Below are 14,804 nucleotides of genomic sequence, written 5' to 3' on the forward strand. Positions count from 1 at the left end.
ATCGAGCAGGCACGGAAGCTTATCGGCGTTCCGTGGCGCCATCAGGGGCGAAACCCTGGAGTCGGGATTGACTGTGCGGGTTTGTTGATCCTGGTCTTCGATGTGCAGAGCGCCACTCCTAGCTACGGACGCAACCCTTGTCAGGGACTGCTAGAGGCAACCATGGAGAGCCTATTGGGGCCTCCCTTGGAGTCCGGTGCGGATATGCGCCCCGGCGATGCTGTGGCGATGGCCTACGGCGGCCCTATTAGGCATTGCGGGCTCATCGCGGACGACATCCACGGGGGGCTCTCGCTAATCCATACAGACGGCATCCTTGGACGCGTAACTGAGCATCCGCTGGATGAAAAGTGGCTGCGGCGCATACGCCGCGTTTACAGGCGGTGCGGCTCATGAGTGGATCAACTTTCGGCGGCATAGTTGGTGGCGCCATTGGCTTTGTATTTAGTGGTGGTAACCCGATAGGTGCTCAGATCGGCTTCACTATCGGCTCAGCAATTGGCGGCTACGTCGATCCGGTCCAGGTGAAGGGCCCCCGATTGACGGACGGTATGGCGCAAACCTCTTCAGTCGGAGGGGTGATCCCGTTTGGATATGGCCGCTATGTGACGGGCGGAAATGTCGTATGGCGTGATCGCCTCATAGAGAATGTTAAGCGCCAGCGGCAAGGTAAGGGATCGGGAGCTAAAACGACGACCTACACCTACACGCGCAGCTATGCTGTCGGCGTCTGCCAAGGTGAGATCTTTGGATTCCTATGGATCAAGCGAAACGGTAAGAAGGTCTACACATCAGACCCAGCGGCAACAGCCGAGGAAAAGGCCTACAGCTCAAAGTGGCTTCAGAAGGTAACGCTCTATCGCGGCGGCGAGTCTCAGATGCCTGACTCAACAATCGTTGCTGTTGAGGGTGCCGGCAACGTGTCGCCGTTTCGTGGGCTTGCATACATCGTTGTCGAGAATGACGACCTTACCGATCTCTCGGGGGCTATCCCGCAGTACGAGTTCTGCGTTGTTGCGACGCCGCCAGAGGCATACCTGACATCCCATCCTTACACGCAGTATTTCGAAGATTCGGCATCTATTACGCCGATGTTTGGGGGGGCTTCGTCTAGGGCTTTGTTAATTGAACTTGAGGTCGATTCGGGCCAAAACGAAACGTTCATTCGAAGCGACTTTTACGGCGCCATGACCCGCGAAGCCCTTTGGCCATTTGCGCAGTATCCAGAGATAGCGCACATCTCGCCGCTGTTCAACGGAGCCTACACAAAGCAAGTATTTATTTCACATACGCAGCCGCCAGAAGATTTCTATCAAATCGCACCGCTGTTCAATGGGGCACTTACAAGGCAAGTCCTCTTGACAAATACGATGCGCGCAGAGGCGATTGGGGTAGCCCCACTGTTCAACGGAGCAAGCACGTCATGACCGGACAAAAGAAAAAGCATCGCAAGAACAAGAGCCAACGCAGACACCGTAGCAGTGTGAGCCTGCGTAACAGCAACGTCATGCGAACCAATCGCAGGCCGATATTTGGCTATGCGGGCTTGTTCCAAGGAATTGTTTATAAAAAAGATGAAGCCGGTAACCCAATCGAAGGTTCAGGCCGCATAGTTGCCCCATTCAACAACAATTTGATCGTTAACAACGGACTCAATTTGTTGCGGGTTGGCAACTATGTTGCGTATTGCCGAATTGGCACCGGCACTGCTGAACCGGCAAACGGTAACAATCAGCTTGTCAATCAAGTTGGCGCTAGCAATGCGGCAGGCGCAAACAATAACGTTTCGGGCTACAACCTGACGGACAAATACCTTTGGAAGCGGTTTTCACGGCGTTTCTCAGCCGGGACCATTAGCGGCCAAAATTTGAATGAAGTTGCGATGGCCCCGGCCGCAACTGGCGGCATTTTTTGTCGTGCTCTCTTGAAGGACGCAATGGGGGTTCCGATCACCATCGTTCTTTTGGACGATGAAGTGCTCGACATTGTTTACGAATTGCGCATGTATCTTCCGCCAGTTGATACAGTAGTTAACGCTGTTATTGATGGTGTTGATAGCGTCGTCACCATGCGCCGTACTGACAACACCGCCAATCTGAACTTTTGGGCTACGATTTTGGAAGGCCCGCTTGAACCGAACCTTAGCTATCAGCCGAACACAAGATACGGCCTTATGTTGACGGCTCTTCCTGCTGCGTCAACTGCGTTCTACGGCGGAATGGGAGGCCTTGCTGGTCCAACTATTACCGTTGCCCCCTACGTTGCCGATTCTTGCCAAACGCTCGTTGCTTTGAATTTTGGCCTCACCGTTGGAAACGTGTCGCCCGCCGCAGCTTTTTATATGGCCGGGTCTGACGCGATTGATGGGCGCTGGACTTCGCCCTACGGCTTTTGGGCTTACGGGTTCGCCCCGGCGCTCAACAAGACAGCAACCCGAGTTGCCCAAGTGAACGTAGGTGTTTCTTGGGGCCGCTATGTTCCCGAGCCGACGCCATGATTCCGAATAACGAGCTTTCTTCAAGTGCTGTCGTTGGTGGCTTTAGTTTCCCGGTCAAACAACCGGGAGACTTTCTTGTTGATTGGGAGTTGGCTGGCATCTACTTGAACGATCCCTCCCAGGGGCTGCATGTAAAGCTCTGGCGGCTGGACGCTGTACCCAACAACGACAGCGGGCTGATTGATCTAGTCCTGTCTGCACCCGGCGGCGTTTCCGAGAGTGAAGGCTCACGGACTATCTTCAGTGCGATTAACGTTACCGAAGTGGCGCTGGCTTTTGACCAAAACATGAATCCGTTCGTTGCATACCACCAGGGTGAAGACGCAAGGCTGTATTGGTACGACCCGACCATACCAGGTATGACTCACACAACTATGCCTGCTGGCGTGAGATCTATGCGGTGCACGTTGGATGACAAGCGCGATGTCGGCTCCGATGGGAGCGACATTGTTCTGTCGTATGTTCGTGCTGGCAATTTGTACGCACGTTACCAGCGCGAGCGGTACACAGTTGAGCACGTCATGCGCGCCGGCGTTGGTGCTAATGCGGTGCTGGTAAGTTTGGCAATGAATGTCGGTTCGCGTTTGCAATGGCGTCTTCGGCGCTATGAGCTTGTGGATGACCCGGGTGCGTTGGTTTCGTCAGCCCCGTTTCTCGGTGACGTTGTTTTTGACTTGTATAACCGATCAGGTTTGGCCGAGGATCAAATCGACGTGAGCCGCTTGTTCGGGGCAACGGTCGAGGGATTCAAAGTTGCAACCGAAGGAGGCGCGGACGTAATGGTCCAGTCTCTGCAATCGGCGTTTTTCTTCGATCCAAGTGAATCGGACAAGATGCTTAGAGCGGTGGTGCGTGGTGGATCGCCAAAGATGGACATCGGCAGTGATGCGCTTGTGGCGCGCGATGATGATGCGCTGACCATTGACCGTGCTCAGGAAGCGGAACTCTTGCGCAAGGTCAACGTCACGATGATCGATAGCTCTATCGACTACACGACCAACAAGCAAACGGCAGAGAGGCGCAGCAACAAGATTAAGGCGAAGGCGGAATCATCGATTGAGATCCCGCTTACTGCGTCTCCTGATTTCCATGCCACTGTTGCTATGCGCCGGCTGAATATCGCCTGGGGCGAGATGGAGACTTACGAGTTCGAACTTCCTATCGCGTACAGCGCGCTGGTTCCAACCGATGTGATTGTTCTTACGGACAAGAACGGGAAGGCGCATCGTATGCGAATTATGGAGATCGAGGAGGACGGCGGAACCCTTATCGTCAAGGCATCCAAGGATGCTCCTTGGGTCTACGACGCGAATGCGGTGGGGGTCAAAGCCGATCCGCCTGCGCCCACAACTCCGGGTCTGGTTGGCGACACCGTTGTGGCCGTTCTGGATATTCCAGTGCTTCGCGACCAGGACGACGAACTTGGGTACTACGTAGGCGCGCGCGGCACCGGACGGGGCTGGCGCGGTGCGGAAATCCAGATGAGCACGGATGGCGGTGTGAGTGTTGGGCAGTCTCTCCAGATGGACGTTCCCGCAGTAATAGGCGTGACGGCTACTGACCTGCTGCAGGAGGTGGGGGCAGAGTATCTGTCGCAGCAGCGAATTGTTGTGGCGGTGCCTGAGCCGCTGGAATCCATCGATTACGAGCAGCTACTTCGATATGGGAACAAGGCGGCAGTTCGCCGCGCTGATGGGAGCTGGGAGGTTCTGCAGTTCCAGACCGCTACCCAACTCAGTGAAACGATGTTCGAACTGTCCGGCCTGGTTCGCGGAAGGTATGCCACCGAACCGCTCGCCGTCGCTGCAGGCGCAATGTTTGTCCTGATCGATGATTCGCTGGTCTTTGCCCAGGTTCAGCAATGGATGACGGGAACGACGATCTCATATCGTGGTGTCAGCTACGGACAGGACAGTGACGAGGCCGATTGGTCCTCCTTCGCCGTCGATGAGCCGCAGAGCCAACAGGAGTGGCCTGTTCACTACGTTAGGGCTGTCAGGAACAGTTCGAATGCCGTAACGGTCAGCTGGGTTGGCCGTGGTCGGCTCGGCGTCGAAACCGCGCCGCGCCAAGGCAAGTATTTCGCCGGCTACCGGGTGAGCTACAGCGACGGCTTCACTGCCGACGTGACCAACGAAACTCACACCCGGGCCAGTACGCCCAGCGGCGTGACGGTCACCGTGGCTGCTATCAACACAATCACCGGTCCAGGACCGGCAAGCGAGGTTATCCCAACATGAGTACCCCGAACCTTGGCTTGGAGTTGGTGCCGGCCAACTCCCTCCAGCCGTCCGTCCCACTCAATGATGCGCTGCAGGTGATTGATGCGTTGCTGCAGCTGGCGGTGGAAGACAAGGACCTGACCGCGCCTCCAGCCACGGTGGAATCCGATTCCGGCAAGCGGTGGATCGTTGGTCCGACACCAACGGGTGCGTGGGCCGGGAAGGCGGGGCAGGTTGCCCTGTGTACCGGCTCTACGCTTTGGCGGTTCCTCGCACCGCGCCCCGGCTGGGAGGCTGTTGTCCTAGACGAAGGGGCCTCCGGAACCCGCTACCGGTTCATGGCCGGGGCCTGGGCGCCAGTGTGATAGTTGAGGGCGGGCGTAGCCTGTCCTACCATCCCGCCATCACCATGGAGGGATCGGTATGAAGGCAGTCTTCCTTGCGCTCGCCGTCGTTGTCGGCGTTGCGGGTGCTATTGGAGCTGGGAAAGCGTCGGCAGCCTCCGAACGTGGCGACGTGCGCGTTCTGTATGAGTACCCTCGTGAAGCTAAGTACGAGAATCTTGGCGTCGTTGAAGTTGAGCACTACCGCGCTGGTTTTCGTGAGCCAAAGCTTGAAGACGCTTTGCCGAAGCTAAAAGAACGAGCGGTCGAGCTCGGCGGCAATGCTGTTATTGTTCGCAGTCAGAAGGTGGACAACCTCACGAGCCGGAAGATCTCATTGACAGCTGAAGTGCTACGAGTTGCGCCCTGAACTGCCCGAGCGGCCGCGCTAAACCATTCCTTGCAAGCTACCCTCTGGCGCCACTCCCAGTTTCACCAGCCACGTAGCGACCATCTCAATGATGGCTGTCTCGTCTTCCGGGTATTGGTCGATCAGGCGCTCTTCGACCTCATCGCAGGTTTCCCAAAAGGTCTCTGATTCGCCGTGCTGCAGCAGTGCGTGGCGGATCTCGTTGAAGGCGAGCTCGTAGTCAGCGGTCTGTTGGTTCATCTGGGTTGCTCGCTCGGATGCAGGCCAGGGCCTCGATTACGTCTCGGACCTGATCGTGGAAATGGTCTAAGTCCTCGACTGCCACCCGCGCCTCGATGACCTCGACTTCGCCGGCGACGATCTCGGCAAGATCTCCGGCATGGGCGGTTTCGGCCTCTGGCTTCAGGCGGGCGGCCATGTCTAGGACCCAATGGTCCAGCTCGTCGCGGGTCATCTTGTCCATGCACGAATCCTATGCCTCGGGGGCGTTATGCTCGGGTCAACTGGAGGTGACGCGTGTGCTATTCAGCTCAGATCGAAGCCGACTACAAGAAATTCGTTCGTGAGTTCGGCGCTGTGGTGGACTTGGAGGTGTTCACTCAGCTTTGGCTGCACGACAACAACAAGACCCGCCGGCCGAAGACGCCCAGGGCGTTGGATCTGTCGTTCCTCCGTCCGGGAGACTCAAGCGTTGCTGCCATTGCCGCCGAGATTCGGGAATGGGACAACGAGGAGATCGCACAGCTCGAGACAGAGCTGGCCAAGCAGACCGAGCGCCTGGCCACGGCCGAGCAGAAGCTGGTCACCAAGCCCACCAAGACCGCGGCGAATGAGCAGCGGATCGCCGGCAACAAGATCGAGCAGATCAAGCGCAGGATCGCCGACCTGAAGCGTGCGAACCTCGAGGCTAGGGATTCCCGCATGTTCCCCGGCTACTACTGCCCGGTGCTGGTCAGCGAGGGCGGCAAACTGGTCGTGAAACCGATGCGCTATCAGTGCCGACCGGCGGGTAAGCCGGCGACCTACGACGAGAAGTACCCCGGCACCTACAACGCCCGTCGCGACAACCTGGAGGGCTTCTGGAAGGGCGAGTTCGGGCACACCCACGGGCTGCTATTGGTCGACACCTTCTACGAGAACGTGGAGGGCGAGGACGGGCAGAATCGGGTGATCCAGTTCACCCCGCGCAACGGGGAGCTGATGCTTGTGGCCTGTCTGTGGTCACATTGGACCGACCCGAAGGGTAAGGAGCCGGACTTGCTCAGCTTTGCGGCCATCACCGACGAGCCTGAGCCGGAGGTCGCGGCCGCCGGCCACGACCGGACCATCATCAACATCAAGCCCGAGCACATCGAAGCCTGGCTCAACCCAGACCCGGCGGACCTGCAGGCGCTCTACGCGATCTTCGATGACAAGCGGCATCCGTTCTACGAGCACAAGATTGCCGCTTAGGCTTGGATCATTGCTATTCCGTCAGTCCTCAGAAGGAGACTGGCTTGGGGCGCATTTACCTTTCTTTTGCTGAGCCATTGCAGCTGTCTTCGCCAACGCTTCATATCGCCGCCTGATTTCTTCAAGCTTGTCGTCGTCCATTTCTTCGAGATTGAGCAGCTCGTTGTTCGCGTCGGTTGTAGCCCTGATCAGCTCGTCGAGCTTTATCTGCAGCGCTGCCGAATCGACGTTCTGGGTGTGCTGAATGAGGAACACCATCAAGAACGTGATGATTGTGGTCCCGGTGTTGATGACCAGCTGCCATGTATCGTTGAAGCCGAAGATGGGACCGGTTACCACCCATATGAGAATCACGGCCAACGCCGCCACGAATGCGCCGAGGGAGCCGGCGGCGCGAGCGGCTTTGCTCGCAACGGAGTTGAAGAGGTCTTTTACGTGCATTGCCTGCCTCACGGAGAGCGCGTCAAAGGCAAAGATGATCCAAATAGGTGAATCGGCCACGTGAAGATCTGTAGCGTCACCTTGACATGCGCACGTGCACAGTCAGTGATGTCTCCGAAAGCTTGACGTGTCGGCACGCGCAGGCAACGCAGCTCCCGTCAGTCTGCGCCTACGGCAACTGGCCGTAATCGACTGGAGACGGTCATGAACAATCAGCGCGATCAAAGTCAGAACGATCAACGCAACTTCGGCGAGAAGAACAACCCTGGCCAGAATCAGAAGCAGCCCGGTCAGCAGGATCAGGGGCAGCAGCAGAAAAAAGCGCCAGGTCAAGGCAACGACGAGGAAGAGTGAGTATTCACTCAAGCAAAGAGCCCGGCCACCGGCCGGGCTCTTTGTCTTTTAGCCGAACAGGAGACTCCACTGGATCTCGGACTCCCGATACTTGAATTTGAAACCGTCGAAATCGATTTGATTGGCGATCTTCCCTTCGTCATCAATCAGGGTGCGCACTTCGATTTCTCCACTACTCCGATGCGTGATTCGTCTGCCGTCGCTCAGGCCGGGCTTGACTGGCATCGTTCGAGTAGACAACAGCTTTACAGGGCGACGTTCTTGGCCGGGGCCTTCCAAATACATCGCTACCGATCCCATGGCTGCCTCCATATTGGTTAGGTTGGTGGGCTCCCGCGTTGGGGCGCGGGACCGCGATTCTTTTCCGACCACCATGAAATCCGCGTAAAGGCCGGAGCGCGTCGCGCTCTTACACGAAGATCGCCTGGGCAGTGACCCCCAAGCGTTCGCCAATTCGAGCCATCTCGTTCGCAACCTTGACGCATGAATCACCAGTGCGTTTCTGAGCTGCGATTTGCAACTCTTGGTATACCTGCCAGAAGCCCGGGCCATTCCCATGGGCCTTGTAGGCGGCGTGGAGCTTCATCCACTCTTCGTTCGACAGGTACTGAGCGCTGTATCCCATTTCAATCTCCCTTGCGTCCTGCCCCTGTTCACCAAACATAGGTTGGCGATCCTTGCTGGATTGTTAATTGCGAACAAGCTGGGTGGGGAATGTGATGGACTTCGCAAGCGTCCCCACAACGGAGCTAGTTGGCCGTCTCTACCGTTTACGCCGACGGGGCTTTCTCGGTGGGACGTACACGCCTTGGTCGTTGCGTGGCTCTTGGGTGCAAATGGTCTGGTAGGTGGAGACAGCCAAGCCGTCGTAGAGATTCAGTATCTCGCGCTCCCACCGACGCGCCCAGGCTTCAATGAACCGTTCGGCCTGCGCCGAATCCTCGTGGAAGGAATGCGTCATATGCCGGGTATGCAGCTTTCGGGTGCAGCGCACGTGGCCATTCGGCAACGGGAATAGAGTGGCAATCGCTCGATCGCGCAGGATTAATGCTTGACCTTCAAAGTGGTCTTGCCAGGCGAAGGGGGATGGTAGGGAGGTGGTTGCCATGGCCGGATCATCTGGCCAGATAGGCTCACGAGCTGAGATCGACCTTGGCTTGGACCTTGTGCTGCAGGTTCTCGGGGCGCAGGTTCGTGTAACGCTTGAGCGTGGCCCAGCTCTCGTGGAGGGTGAAAAGCGCCACTTCATGGATGCCGTAGCCTGCCTCAAAAAGCCGACTGGTCGCTTCGTGGCGTAGGTCGTGGAACCGTAGATCAGCGATCTCTAGCACGTGGCAGGCGCGCGTAAAGGCTGCGCCCACTGATCTTGGCTCAAATGGAAAGATGAGCGGATTGAGTTCTCCGTCGGGCAGCACTTGCCTTGGCTGCCGTTCAATGATTTCCAGTGCCTCTTTAGTCAACTTGAATACTTTGTGGTTCCCGAGCTTGTGGGTTGGGTGTTTCACATCGCGCAGGTGGCAAATTGCCTTCCCGGAATCCAGGTCATCCCAGCGGAGGCGGGTTATCTCTTCTTGGCGCCGTGCGCTGTGGATCGCAAACCACATGATGTCGCGCATGGGTATCTCGGCGCGGACGTCACGGGAGGCGAAGTTGGCATCGAGGATCTGCAGCTCGTGAGTGGTCGGGCGGCGATCCCGCTGCTTCGGTTTTCCAATCAATCGCTGTTGGCGGAGATATTCTGCTGCGTCATCCAGCTCCTGCATCGGCACTGGAACGCGTAGGGCGACCCTCGCTGCTCGGAATACCTGACGCAGCCAAATGAGGTCATTGGCGGCCGTGGCGGGGCCGGCCCCTTCCTTCCTACGCCCTTGCGTGTACGCGATGAAGTCGGCATGGGTGAGCCGATCAACTCGCATGTCTGCTATTGCCCCTTCACCGATCCGAGTAAGGTCCGCAGTCTTGGAGCGGCCCCACGGGTTGTCGGCGGCCATCTGTCCCGAGTACCAGGTGATCATCTGGGCAACCGTCATGCGGGTGCCAACGGTCTCGCCGCGGGCGCGCTGGCCGGCCAGCTCGGCTTCACGCCTGGTCAGCCATTCTTTAGCAAGAGCCTTGGTCGGGAAGGTCTCAGATTCCCGGTGCACGATCTTTCCCTCGGACTTGAGCCGAATGGTCGCCGTGTAAGATGTGGCGCCGCTGGCCCGCCGCCTGGCCAAGATTGAGCCCATGGTGCTACATGTCCATTTCTGTAGCACTCAATGTAGCACTGCCTTAGCGGCAATGCCCGGAAACCCCCGGAAATACGATGACAATGCAGCAGCCCCAGGATGCCATGATACAAGCCTCTAAGCCCCGTCAGCCTTACGTTTTGGAGGGTTTGAGGCTTTCGGTCGCCCCGATGATGGATTGGACGGACAGGCATTGCCGGGTATTCCACCGGCTGCTGGCGCCAGGTGCGCGGCTGTATACCGAGATGGTGCATGCCAATGCGGTGATCCATGGCGACCGTGAGCGGTTGATCGGCTTCAACCCGGTTGAGCAGCCGCTGGCGCTGCAGCTGGGTGGCAGCGATCCCGATGCGCTGGCCCAGGCTGCGCGTATTGCTGCCGATTGGGGCTATGACGAGGTCAATCTCAACTGCGGTTGCCCCTCGGACCGGGTCCAGGCCGGGCGCTTCGGTGCCTGCCTGATGCGCGAACCTGAATTGGTTGCTGAATGCGTGGCGGCGATGGTGGCGGCGGTCGATATCCCGATCACCGTGAAATGCCGTCTGGGTGTGGACGAGGACAAGGACTACGACGTGTTCGCCGGGTTTGTGGATCGGCAGGTACAGGCCGGTGCGGCGATGGTGGTGGTACATGCCCGCAATGCCTGGCTCAAGGGCCTGTCGCCCAAGGAGAACCGCGAGATTCCGCCGCTGCGCTACGAATGGGCCTACCAGCTCAAGCGCGAGCGCCCGACACTGCCGTTGGTTATCAACGGCGGCATCGCCACGGTGGAAGCCGCACAGGAACACATGCAACACCTGGACGGGGTGATGCTCGGCCGTGCGGCCTACCACGACCCCTACGTGCTGCATGCGCTGGACTGCGCGCAGACCGGCCAGCCGCTGCGCGGGCGCGAGGAACTGCTGGTCGCTTTGCGGCCCTATGTGGAGGCCCAGCTGGCCGCCGGCCTGGCGCTGAAGCACATCACCCGCCATGTGCTCGGCCTGTTCCATGGCCAGCCGGGCGGGCGTGGCTTCCGCCAGGTACTCAGCGAGGGGGCACACCGCCCCGGTGCGGATTGGGCCGTGGTCGAGCAGGCGTTGCAGGTCACCCGGCGGCAGGCAGAGCGGGTTGCCTGAACCTGCGGGCAGAGGGGCTTTGTCCGGTCAGCTTGCTGAACGAGTGCGCGGGAGGGGCGGACGGGTTCAGATCGGATTCACCCCTAAAAATCAAGAATTTGGCTCAATTTCGTAAGGTCCGTGGAAATTCTCCGCAGGCCGTGGTTTACGAATTTTGAACGTTGCCTCGCCGTCCGCTAGGATCTGTCCCATGCATTCGCTTTCCCGTCGTCGTCTGCTGGTCACCCTGATTGCCACGCTGGTCGTGGTCGGTCCGGGCGTGGTCGTGGCGTCGGCGCAGCAGCCGCAGCAGGCCCGGGGCGAAAACGCCCGTGTTGCTACGGCTGATGGCGGCGCCCGCGCGGCCCGCCAGGGCAATGACCGCTCGCTTTCCGACGCGGTGCGGCGTGTACAACGCGAGACTGGTGGGCGCATTCTTGGTGCCGAGCGCGTGCCGTATGACGGCCGTGACATCAATCGTGTCAAATACATGGACGACCGTGGGCGCGTACGCTACATGGACGACCCTTCGCCTTCACGAGACCACCCGCGCGACCAGCGGGCGGAGCTGCCACCACGCGGCGATAACTCCTGAACAGCGATAGTGGTTGTGGTTTTTGAATACACACGCTGGCCGCCAGGCCGGCCCAAAGTACTAGGGAGAGTTCATGCGTATCCTTCTGGTTGAAGACGAAGCCCCGCTGCGGGAAACCCTTGCGGCCCGCCTCAAGCGCGAAGGTTTCGCCGTGGATGCTGCTCAGGACGGCGAGGAAGGCCTGTACATGGGCCGCGAAGTGCCGTTCGACGTGGGCATCATCGATCTCGGCCTGCCCAAGATGTCGGGCATGGAGCTGATCCGCGCGCTGCGTGACGAGGGCAAGAAATTCCCGGTGCTGATCCTGACCGCCCGTTCCAGCTGGCAGGACAAGGTCGAGGGCCTGAAGCAGGGCGCCGACGATTACCTGGTCAAGCCGTTCCACGTCGAAGAACTGCTGGCCCGCGTCAACGCGCTGCTGCGCCGCGCCGCTGGCTGGTCCAAGCCGACCCTGGAATGTGGCCCGGTGGCGCTGGATCTGGCCGCACAGACGGTGAGCGTGGCCGGCAGCAATGTCGACCTGACCAGCTACGAGTACAAGGTGCTGGAGTACCTGATGATGCATGCCGGTGAGTTGGTCTCCAAGGCCGACCTGACCGAGCACATCTACCAGCAGGACTTCGACCGCGACTCCAACGTGCTGGAAGTGTTCATCGGTCGCCTGCGCAAGAAGCTCGACCCGGACGGTGAGTTGAAGCCGATCGAAACCGTGCGTGGCCGCGGTTACCGGTTCGCGATTCCGCGCAACGAGGGCTGAGCCCCGCCAAGGGGTAGAGCGTGATGACGGGCCGTCAGTGGCTATTGAAGCGTTGGCGGCCCCGCTCTTTGCAGGCGCGCCAGCTGCTGGCTGCCTCGGTGGGCCTGGTGGCCTTCCTTGCCTTGGCCGGTTACGCGCTGGACGCGGCCTTCGGCCAGACCGCGCGTGACAACCTCAGCGAACGCCTGAAGAACTACGCCACCGCCTATGCCGGTGGCATCGATTTCACCCGCGATGGCTCGCTGTACATCCGCGAACAGCCACCGGATCCGCGTTTTGATGTGCCCGGCAGTGGCCTGTACCTGCAGGTCGTGATGCCCGGCCACGTCGCCAACTCGATGTCGGCTGAAGGCCCGATGCTGCCGGACGTGAGCGAGCACACGCTCAAGCCGCGCGAGGAAGTGTTCGAAGGCCCCTTGCCCATCACCCAGATCGACGGCACGCCCGGCGAGGTCTATCGCTACGGCATGGGCCTGGTATGGGGCGGCGATGGCGCGCCCGAATCCGAATTTCCGTACACCATCTACGTGCTCGAGGATTCGCGCGCGCTGGGCATGCAGCTGCGCAGCTTCCGTGCGGCGGTGTGGTTCTGGCTGGGCGTCACCGGCCTGATCCTGTTGTTGCTGCAGACGTTGGTGTTGCAGTGGAGCCTGCGTCCGCTCAAGCGCGTGATCAACGAACTGACCCGCGTGCAGCGCGGCGAACGCGAGCGCATGAGCGAGCTGCATCCGCGCGAGTTGGAACCGCTGACCGAAAGCATCAACGCCTTCATTGAAAGCGAGCGCGAAAACCTCGAGCGCCAGCGCAACACCCTGGCCGATCTGGCGCACAGCCTGAAGACGCCGCTGGCGGTGCTGCGCACGCAGCTGGAGAGCGGTGCCAGCAACGAGGCCGATCTGCGCGAGGAAGTTGGCGTGCAGCTGCAGCGCATGAACAACCTGGTGTCCTACCAGTTGGCACGCGCCGCCTCGTCTGGACACAAGCTGTTCTCGGCACCGGTGCCGATCGAGACCACGGCCGAGGAAATCGTGCGCGGGCTGGAAAAGGTTTACGCCGCCAAGGGTGTGTTCTGCGAGTTCGAGGTGACGCCGGGCGTGAACTTCTACGGCGAACCGGGCGACCTGCAGGAACTGCTGGGCAATCTGCTGGAGAACGCCTTCAAGTGGGCCAACCGCCGCGTGCTGCTGACCGCCAAGCCGATCACCGCAGGAAACGGCAAGCGCGCTGGTCTGGTACTGGCGGTGGATGATGATGGTCCAGGCATTGCCGAGGACAACATCGCCAAGGTGCTGCAGCGTGGCGTGCGCGGCGATGAGCGCGTGCAGGGCCACGGCATCGGCCTGTCGATCGTGCAGGACCTGATCAAGGCCTACCGCGGTGAGCTGCAGGTCAAGCGTTCGGAAGAGCTGGGCGGCGCCCGCTTTGAAGTGACCTTGCCGCCGGGTATCTAGTTCTGGAACAGGCCTGGGAATTGCCGGCAGCGTGCGTGCTTTTAGTGCTTCTTGCGCTTGAGCTGAAGCCAAGGTCAAAGACCGACCCCTCCCCAACCCTCCCCTTGGCTGCGCCAAAGGGAGGGGGCGAAGCTTGCTCCCTCCCTTGCGCACGCAGTGCGTAGGGGAGGGTTGGGGAGGGGTTGGCTTTTGATCTTGCCTTTGCTCTACCGCAGAGCAGCCTCAACCGGCCCATAAAACCGCCGCAGATGCGCGGCCACCGCCGGCATTGTCTGCGCCAGCAGTTCCGGCGCGGAGAAGTGGTACTCGCTGACCACCGCAAAGAACTCCTCCGGTGCTTCCGCCGCATAGGGATCAATCACGGTCTCAACCTCCGCATCCACCTGCGCGCAGAACGCGTCATAGGCCTGCTGGAAATCCTGCGCCCATTGCCGCTGCCATTCGCGCGGCAATGGCGGTGTGCCGTCGATGGCGCCATCGAGTGCATCGATCTTGTGCGCCATCTCATGCACGGCGACGCAGAACCCGGCCTGCGGATCGGCAATGTCACCCTGCACATCCGCCCACGACAGGATCAGCGGACCGCTGCCCCAGGCTTCGCCGATGAGTTCGTCATCCCACTCATGCAGTACGCCGGCAGCATCGGTATGGCTATGGCGCACGCGGAAGGCGTCCGGGTAGACCACAAGTTCCGACCAACCATGCAGGCCTTCGCGGCCGAACTCGATCAGCGGCAGGCAGCACAGGGCGGCCAGCAACATGCGCTGGCCGTCGTCCAGTTCCAGCCCGGCAACCGGGGTGATGGTCTTGCGCTGCAGGAACAGCGCCACCAGCGCCCGCAGCTTGCGTTCGCGCTCGGCGGAAAGCCCAGACAGCCACAGGCATTGCCGGCAGGTCTGCTGCCAGAGGGCGTCATCAAGCGGAGGCGGGGTGCGCTGCCACCAGCGCAACAACGAC

Annotated in this window: 19 protein-coding genes; 11 read left to right on the plus strand and 8 right to left on the minus strand. The window is 60.0% G+C overall.

Annotated elements, in window-relative coordinates; genetic code table 11:
- The first annotated feature begins 392 nt into the window (after nt 1-392).
- Genes Q5Z11_RS01645 through Q5Z11_RS01665 form a run of 5 tightly spaced genes read left to right on the plus strand, consistent with a single transcriptional unit; the run spans nt 393 to nt 5,472 of the window.
- Nucleotides 393-1,427, plus strand: coding sequence for a hypothetical protein (locus tag Q5Z11_RS01645; RefSeq protein ID WP_303748422.1), 1,035 nt, complete (start codon nt 393-395; stop codon nt 1,425-1,427).
- A complete protein-coding gene (locus tag Q5Z11_RS01650) occupies nt 1,424-2,497 on the plus strand; it encodes a hypothetical protein (RefSeq protein WP_303748423.1) in 1,074 nt (357 codons plus the stop codon). Before Q5Z11_RS01645 ends, Q5Z11_RS01650 begins: the two co-directional genes overlap by 4 nt.
- On the plus strand, nt 2,494-4,737 hold the full coding sequence (locus Q5Z11_RS01655; protein WP_303748424.1) for a phage tail protein: 2,244 nt from the start codon (nt 2,494-2,496) through the stop codon (nt 4,735-4,737). Before Q5Z11_RS01650 ends, Q5Z11_RS01655 begins: the two co-directional genes overlap by 4 nt.
- The gene (locus Q5Z11_RS01660; RefSeq protein WP_303748425.1) at nt 4,734-5,084 is read left to right on the plus strand and encodes a DUF2793 domain-containing protein; all 351 of its coding nucleotides are present in this window, start codon (nt 4,734-4,736) and stop codon (nt 5,082-5,084) included. Before Q5Z11_RS01655 ends, Q5Z11_RS01660 begins: the two co-directional genes overlap by 4 nt.
- Before the next feature lie 58 nt (nt 5,085-5,142).
- On the plus strand, nt 5,143-5,472 hold the full coding sequence (locus Q5Z11_RS01665; RefSeq protein ID WP_303748426.1) for a hypothetical protein: 330 nt from the start codon (nt 5,143-5,145) through the stop codon (nt 5,470-5,472).
- Between the two features lie 18 nt (nt 5,473-5,490).
- On the opposite strand, the gene Q5Z11_RS01670 is transcribed toward Q5Z11_RS01665, so the two are convergent.
- Together Q5Z11_RS01670 and Q5Z11_RS01675 are read right to left on the minus strand one after the other, a co-directional pair.
- Nucleotides 5,491-5,712 carry a hypothetical protein gene (locus Q5Z11_RS01670; protein ID WP_303748427.1) on the minus strand — a complete coding sequence of 74 codons (222 nt, stop codon included), beginning with the start codon at nt 5,710-5,712 and terminating at the stop codon, nt 5,491-5,493.
- The gene (locus Q5Z11_RS01675) at nt 5,693-5,935 is read right to left on the minus strand and encodes a hypothetical protein (RefSeq protein WP_303748428.1); all 243 of its coding nucleotides are present in this window, start codon (nt 5,933-5,935) and stop codon (nt 5,693-5,695) included. The genes Q5Z11_RS01670 and Q5Z11_RS01675 overlap by 20 nt, the downstream gene beginning before the upstream one ends.
- A 53-nt stretch (nt 5,936-5,988) precedes the next feature.
- Here Q5Z11_RS01675 and Q5Z11_RS01680 point away from each other — a divergent pair, with 53 nt between their 5' ends.
- Nucleotides 5,989-6,924: an SOS response-associated peptidase family protein gene (locus Q5Z11_RS01680; protein ID WP_303748429.1), complete on the plus strand. Its 936-nt coding sequence runs from the start codon at nt 5,989-5,991 to the stop codon at nt 6,922-6,924.
- A gap of 21 nt (nt 6,925-6,945) precedes the next feature.
- Here Q5Z11_RS01680 and Q5Z11_RS01685 read toward each other — a convergent pair whose 3' ends face one another.
- The gene (locus Q5Z11_RS01685; RefSeq protein WP_303749947.1) at nt 6,946-7,365 is read right to left on the minus strand and encodes a low affinity iron permease family protein; all 420 of its coding nucleotides are present in this window, start codon (nt 7,363-7,365) and stop codon (nt 6,946-6,948) included.
- Between the two features lie 204 nt (nt 7,366-7,569).
- Here Q5Z11_RS01685 and Q5Z11_RS01690 point away from each other — a divergent pair, with 204 nt between their 5' ends.
- Nucleotides 7,570-7,719, plus strand: a complete 150-nt coding sequence (locus Q5Z11_RS01690; protein ID WP_303748430.1) for a hypothetical protein — start codon at nt 7,570-7,572, stop codon at nt 7,717-7,719.
- Between the two features lie 48 nt (nt 7,720-7,767).
- Here the strand turns inward: Q5Z11_RS01690 and Q5Z11_RS01695 are convergent, their stop codons facing one another.
- The 4 genes from Q5Z11_RS01695 to Q5Z11_RS01710 form a co-directional block, all read right to left on the minus strand.
- Entirely contained in the window at nt 7,768-8,019 is a 252-nt protein-coding gene (locus Q5Z11_RS01695; RefSeq protein ID WP_303748431.1) for a hypothetical protein, read from the minus strand.
- 109 nt (nt 8,020-8,128) lie between these two features.
- Nucleotides 8,129-8,383, minus strand: coding sequence for a hypothetical protein (locus Q5Z11_RS01700; protein WP_303748432.1), 255 nt, complete (start codon nt 8,381-8,383; stop codon nt 8,129-8,131).
- Nucleotides 8,384-8,482: 99 nt separating this feature from the next.
- Nucleotides 8,483-8,827: a hypothetical protein gene (locus Q5Z11_RS01705; RefSeq protein WP_303748433.1), complete on the minus strand. Its 345-nt coding sequence runs from the start codon at nt 8,825-8,827 to the stop codon at nt 8,483-8,485.
- Between the two features lie 25 nt (nt 8,828-8,852).
- Entirely contained in the window at nt 8,853-9,947 is a 1,095-nt protein-coding gene (locus Q5Z11_RS01710; protein WP_303748434.1) for a site-specific integrase, read from the minus strand.
- A gap of 104 nt (nt 9,948-10,051) precedes the next feature.
- Here Q5Z11_RS01710 and dusA point away from each other — a divergent pair, with 104 nt between their 5' ends.
- The 4 genes from dusA (at nt 10,052) to Q5Z11_RS01730 (ending at nt 13,847) form a co-directional block, all read left to right on the plus strand.
- Nucleotides 10,052-11,065, plus strand: a complete 1,014-nt coding sequence (gene dusA / locus Q5Z11_RS01715; protein ID WP_303748435.1) for a tRNA dihydrouridine(20/20a) synthase DusA — start codon at nt 10,052-10,054, stop codon at nt 11,063-11,065.
- 190 nt (nt 11,066-11,255) lie between these two features.
- Complete coding sequence (locus Q5Z11_RS01720; RefSeq protein WP_303748436.1) at nt 11,256-11,639, plus strand: PepSY domain-containing protein; 384 nt, start codon at nt 11,256-11,258, stop codon at nt 11,637-11,639.
- Between the two features lie 73 nt (nt 11,640-11,712).
- The gene (locus Q5Z11_RS01725; RefSeq protein ID WP_057627010.1) at nt 11,713-12,396 is read left to right on the plus strand and encodes a response regulator transcription factor; all 684 of its coding nucleotides are present in this window, start codon (nt 11,713-11,715) and stop codon (nt 12,394-12,396) included.
- A 23-nt stretch (nt 12,397-12,419) separates the two neighbouring features.
- A complete protein-coding gene (locus Q5Z11_RS01730; protein WP_303749948.1) occupies nt 12,420-13,847 on the plus strand; it encodes an ATP-binding protein in 1,428 nt (475 codons plus the stop codon).
- A gap of 206 nt (nt 13,848-14,053) precedes the next feature.
- Here the strand turns inward: Q5Z11_RS01730 and Q5Z11_RS01735 are convergent, their stop codons facing one another.
- Nucleotides 14,054-14,797 carry a M90 family metallopeptidase gene (locus Q5Z11_RS01735; RefSeq protein ID WP_405051642.1) on the minus strand — a complete coding sequence of 248 codons (744 nt, stop codon included), beginning with the start codon at nt 14,795-14,797 and terminating at the stop codon, nt 14,054-14,056.
- Nucleotides 14,798-14,804 lie beyond the last annotated feature (7 nt).

Origin of the sequence: Stenotrophomonas sp. 610A2 (assembly GCF_030549615.1) — a bacterium.
GTDB lineage: Bacteria > Pseudomonadota > Gammaproteobacteria > Xanthomonadales > Xanthomonadaceae > Stenotrophomonas > Stenotrophomonas pigmentata.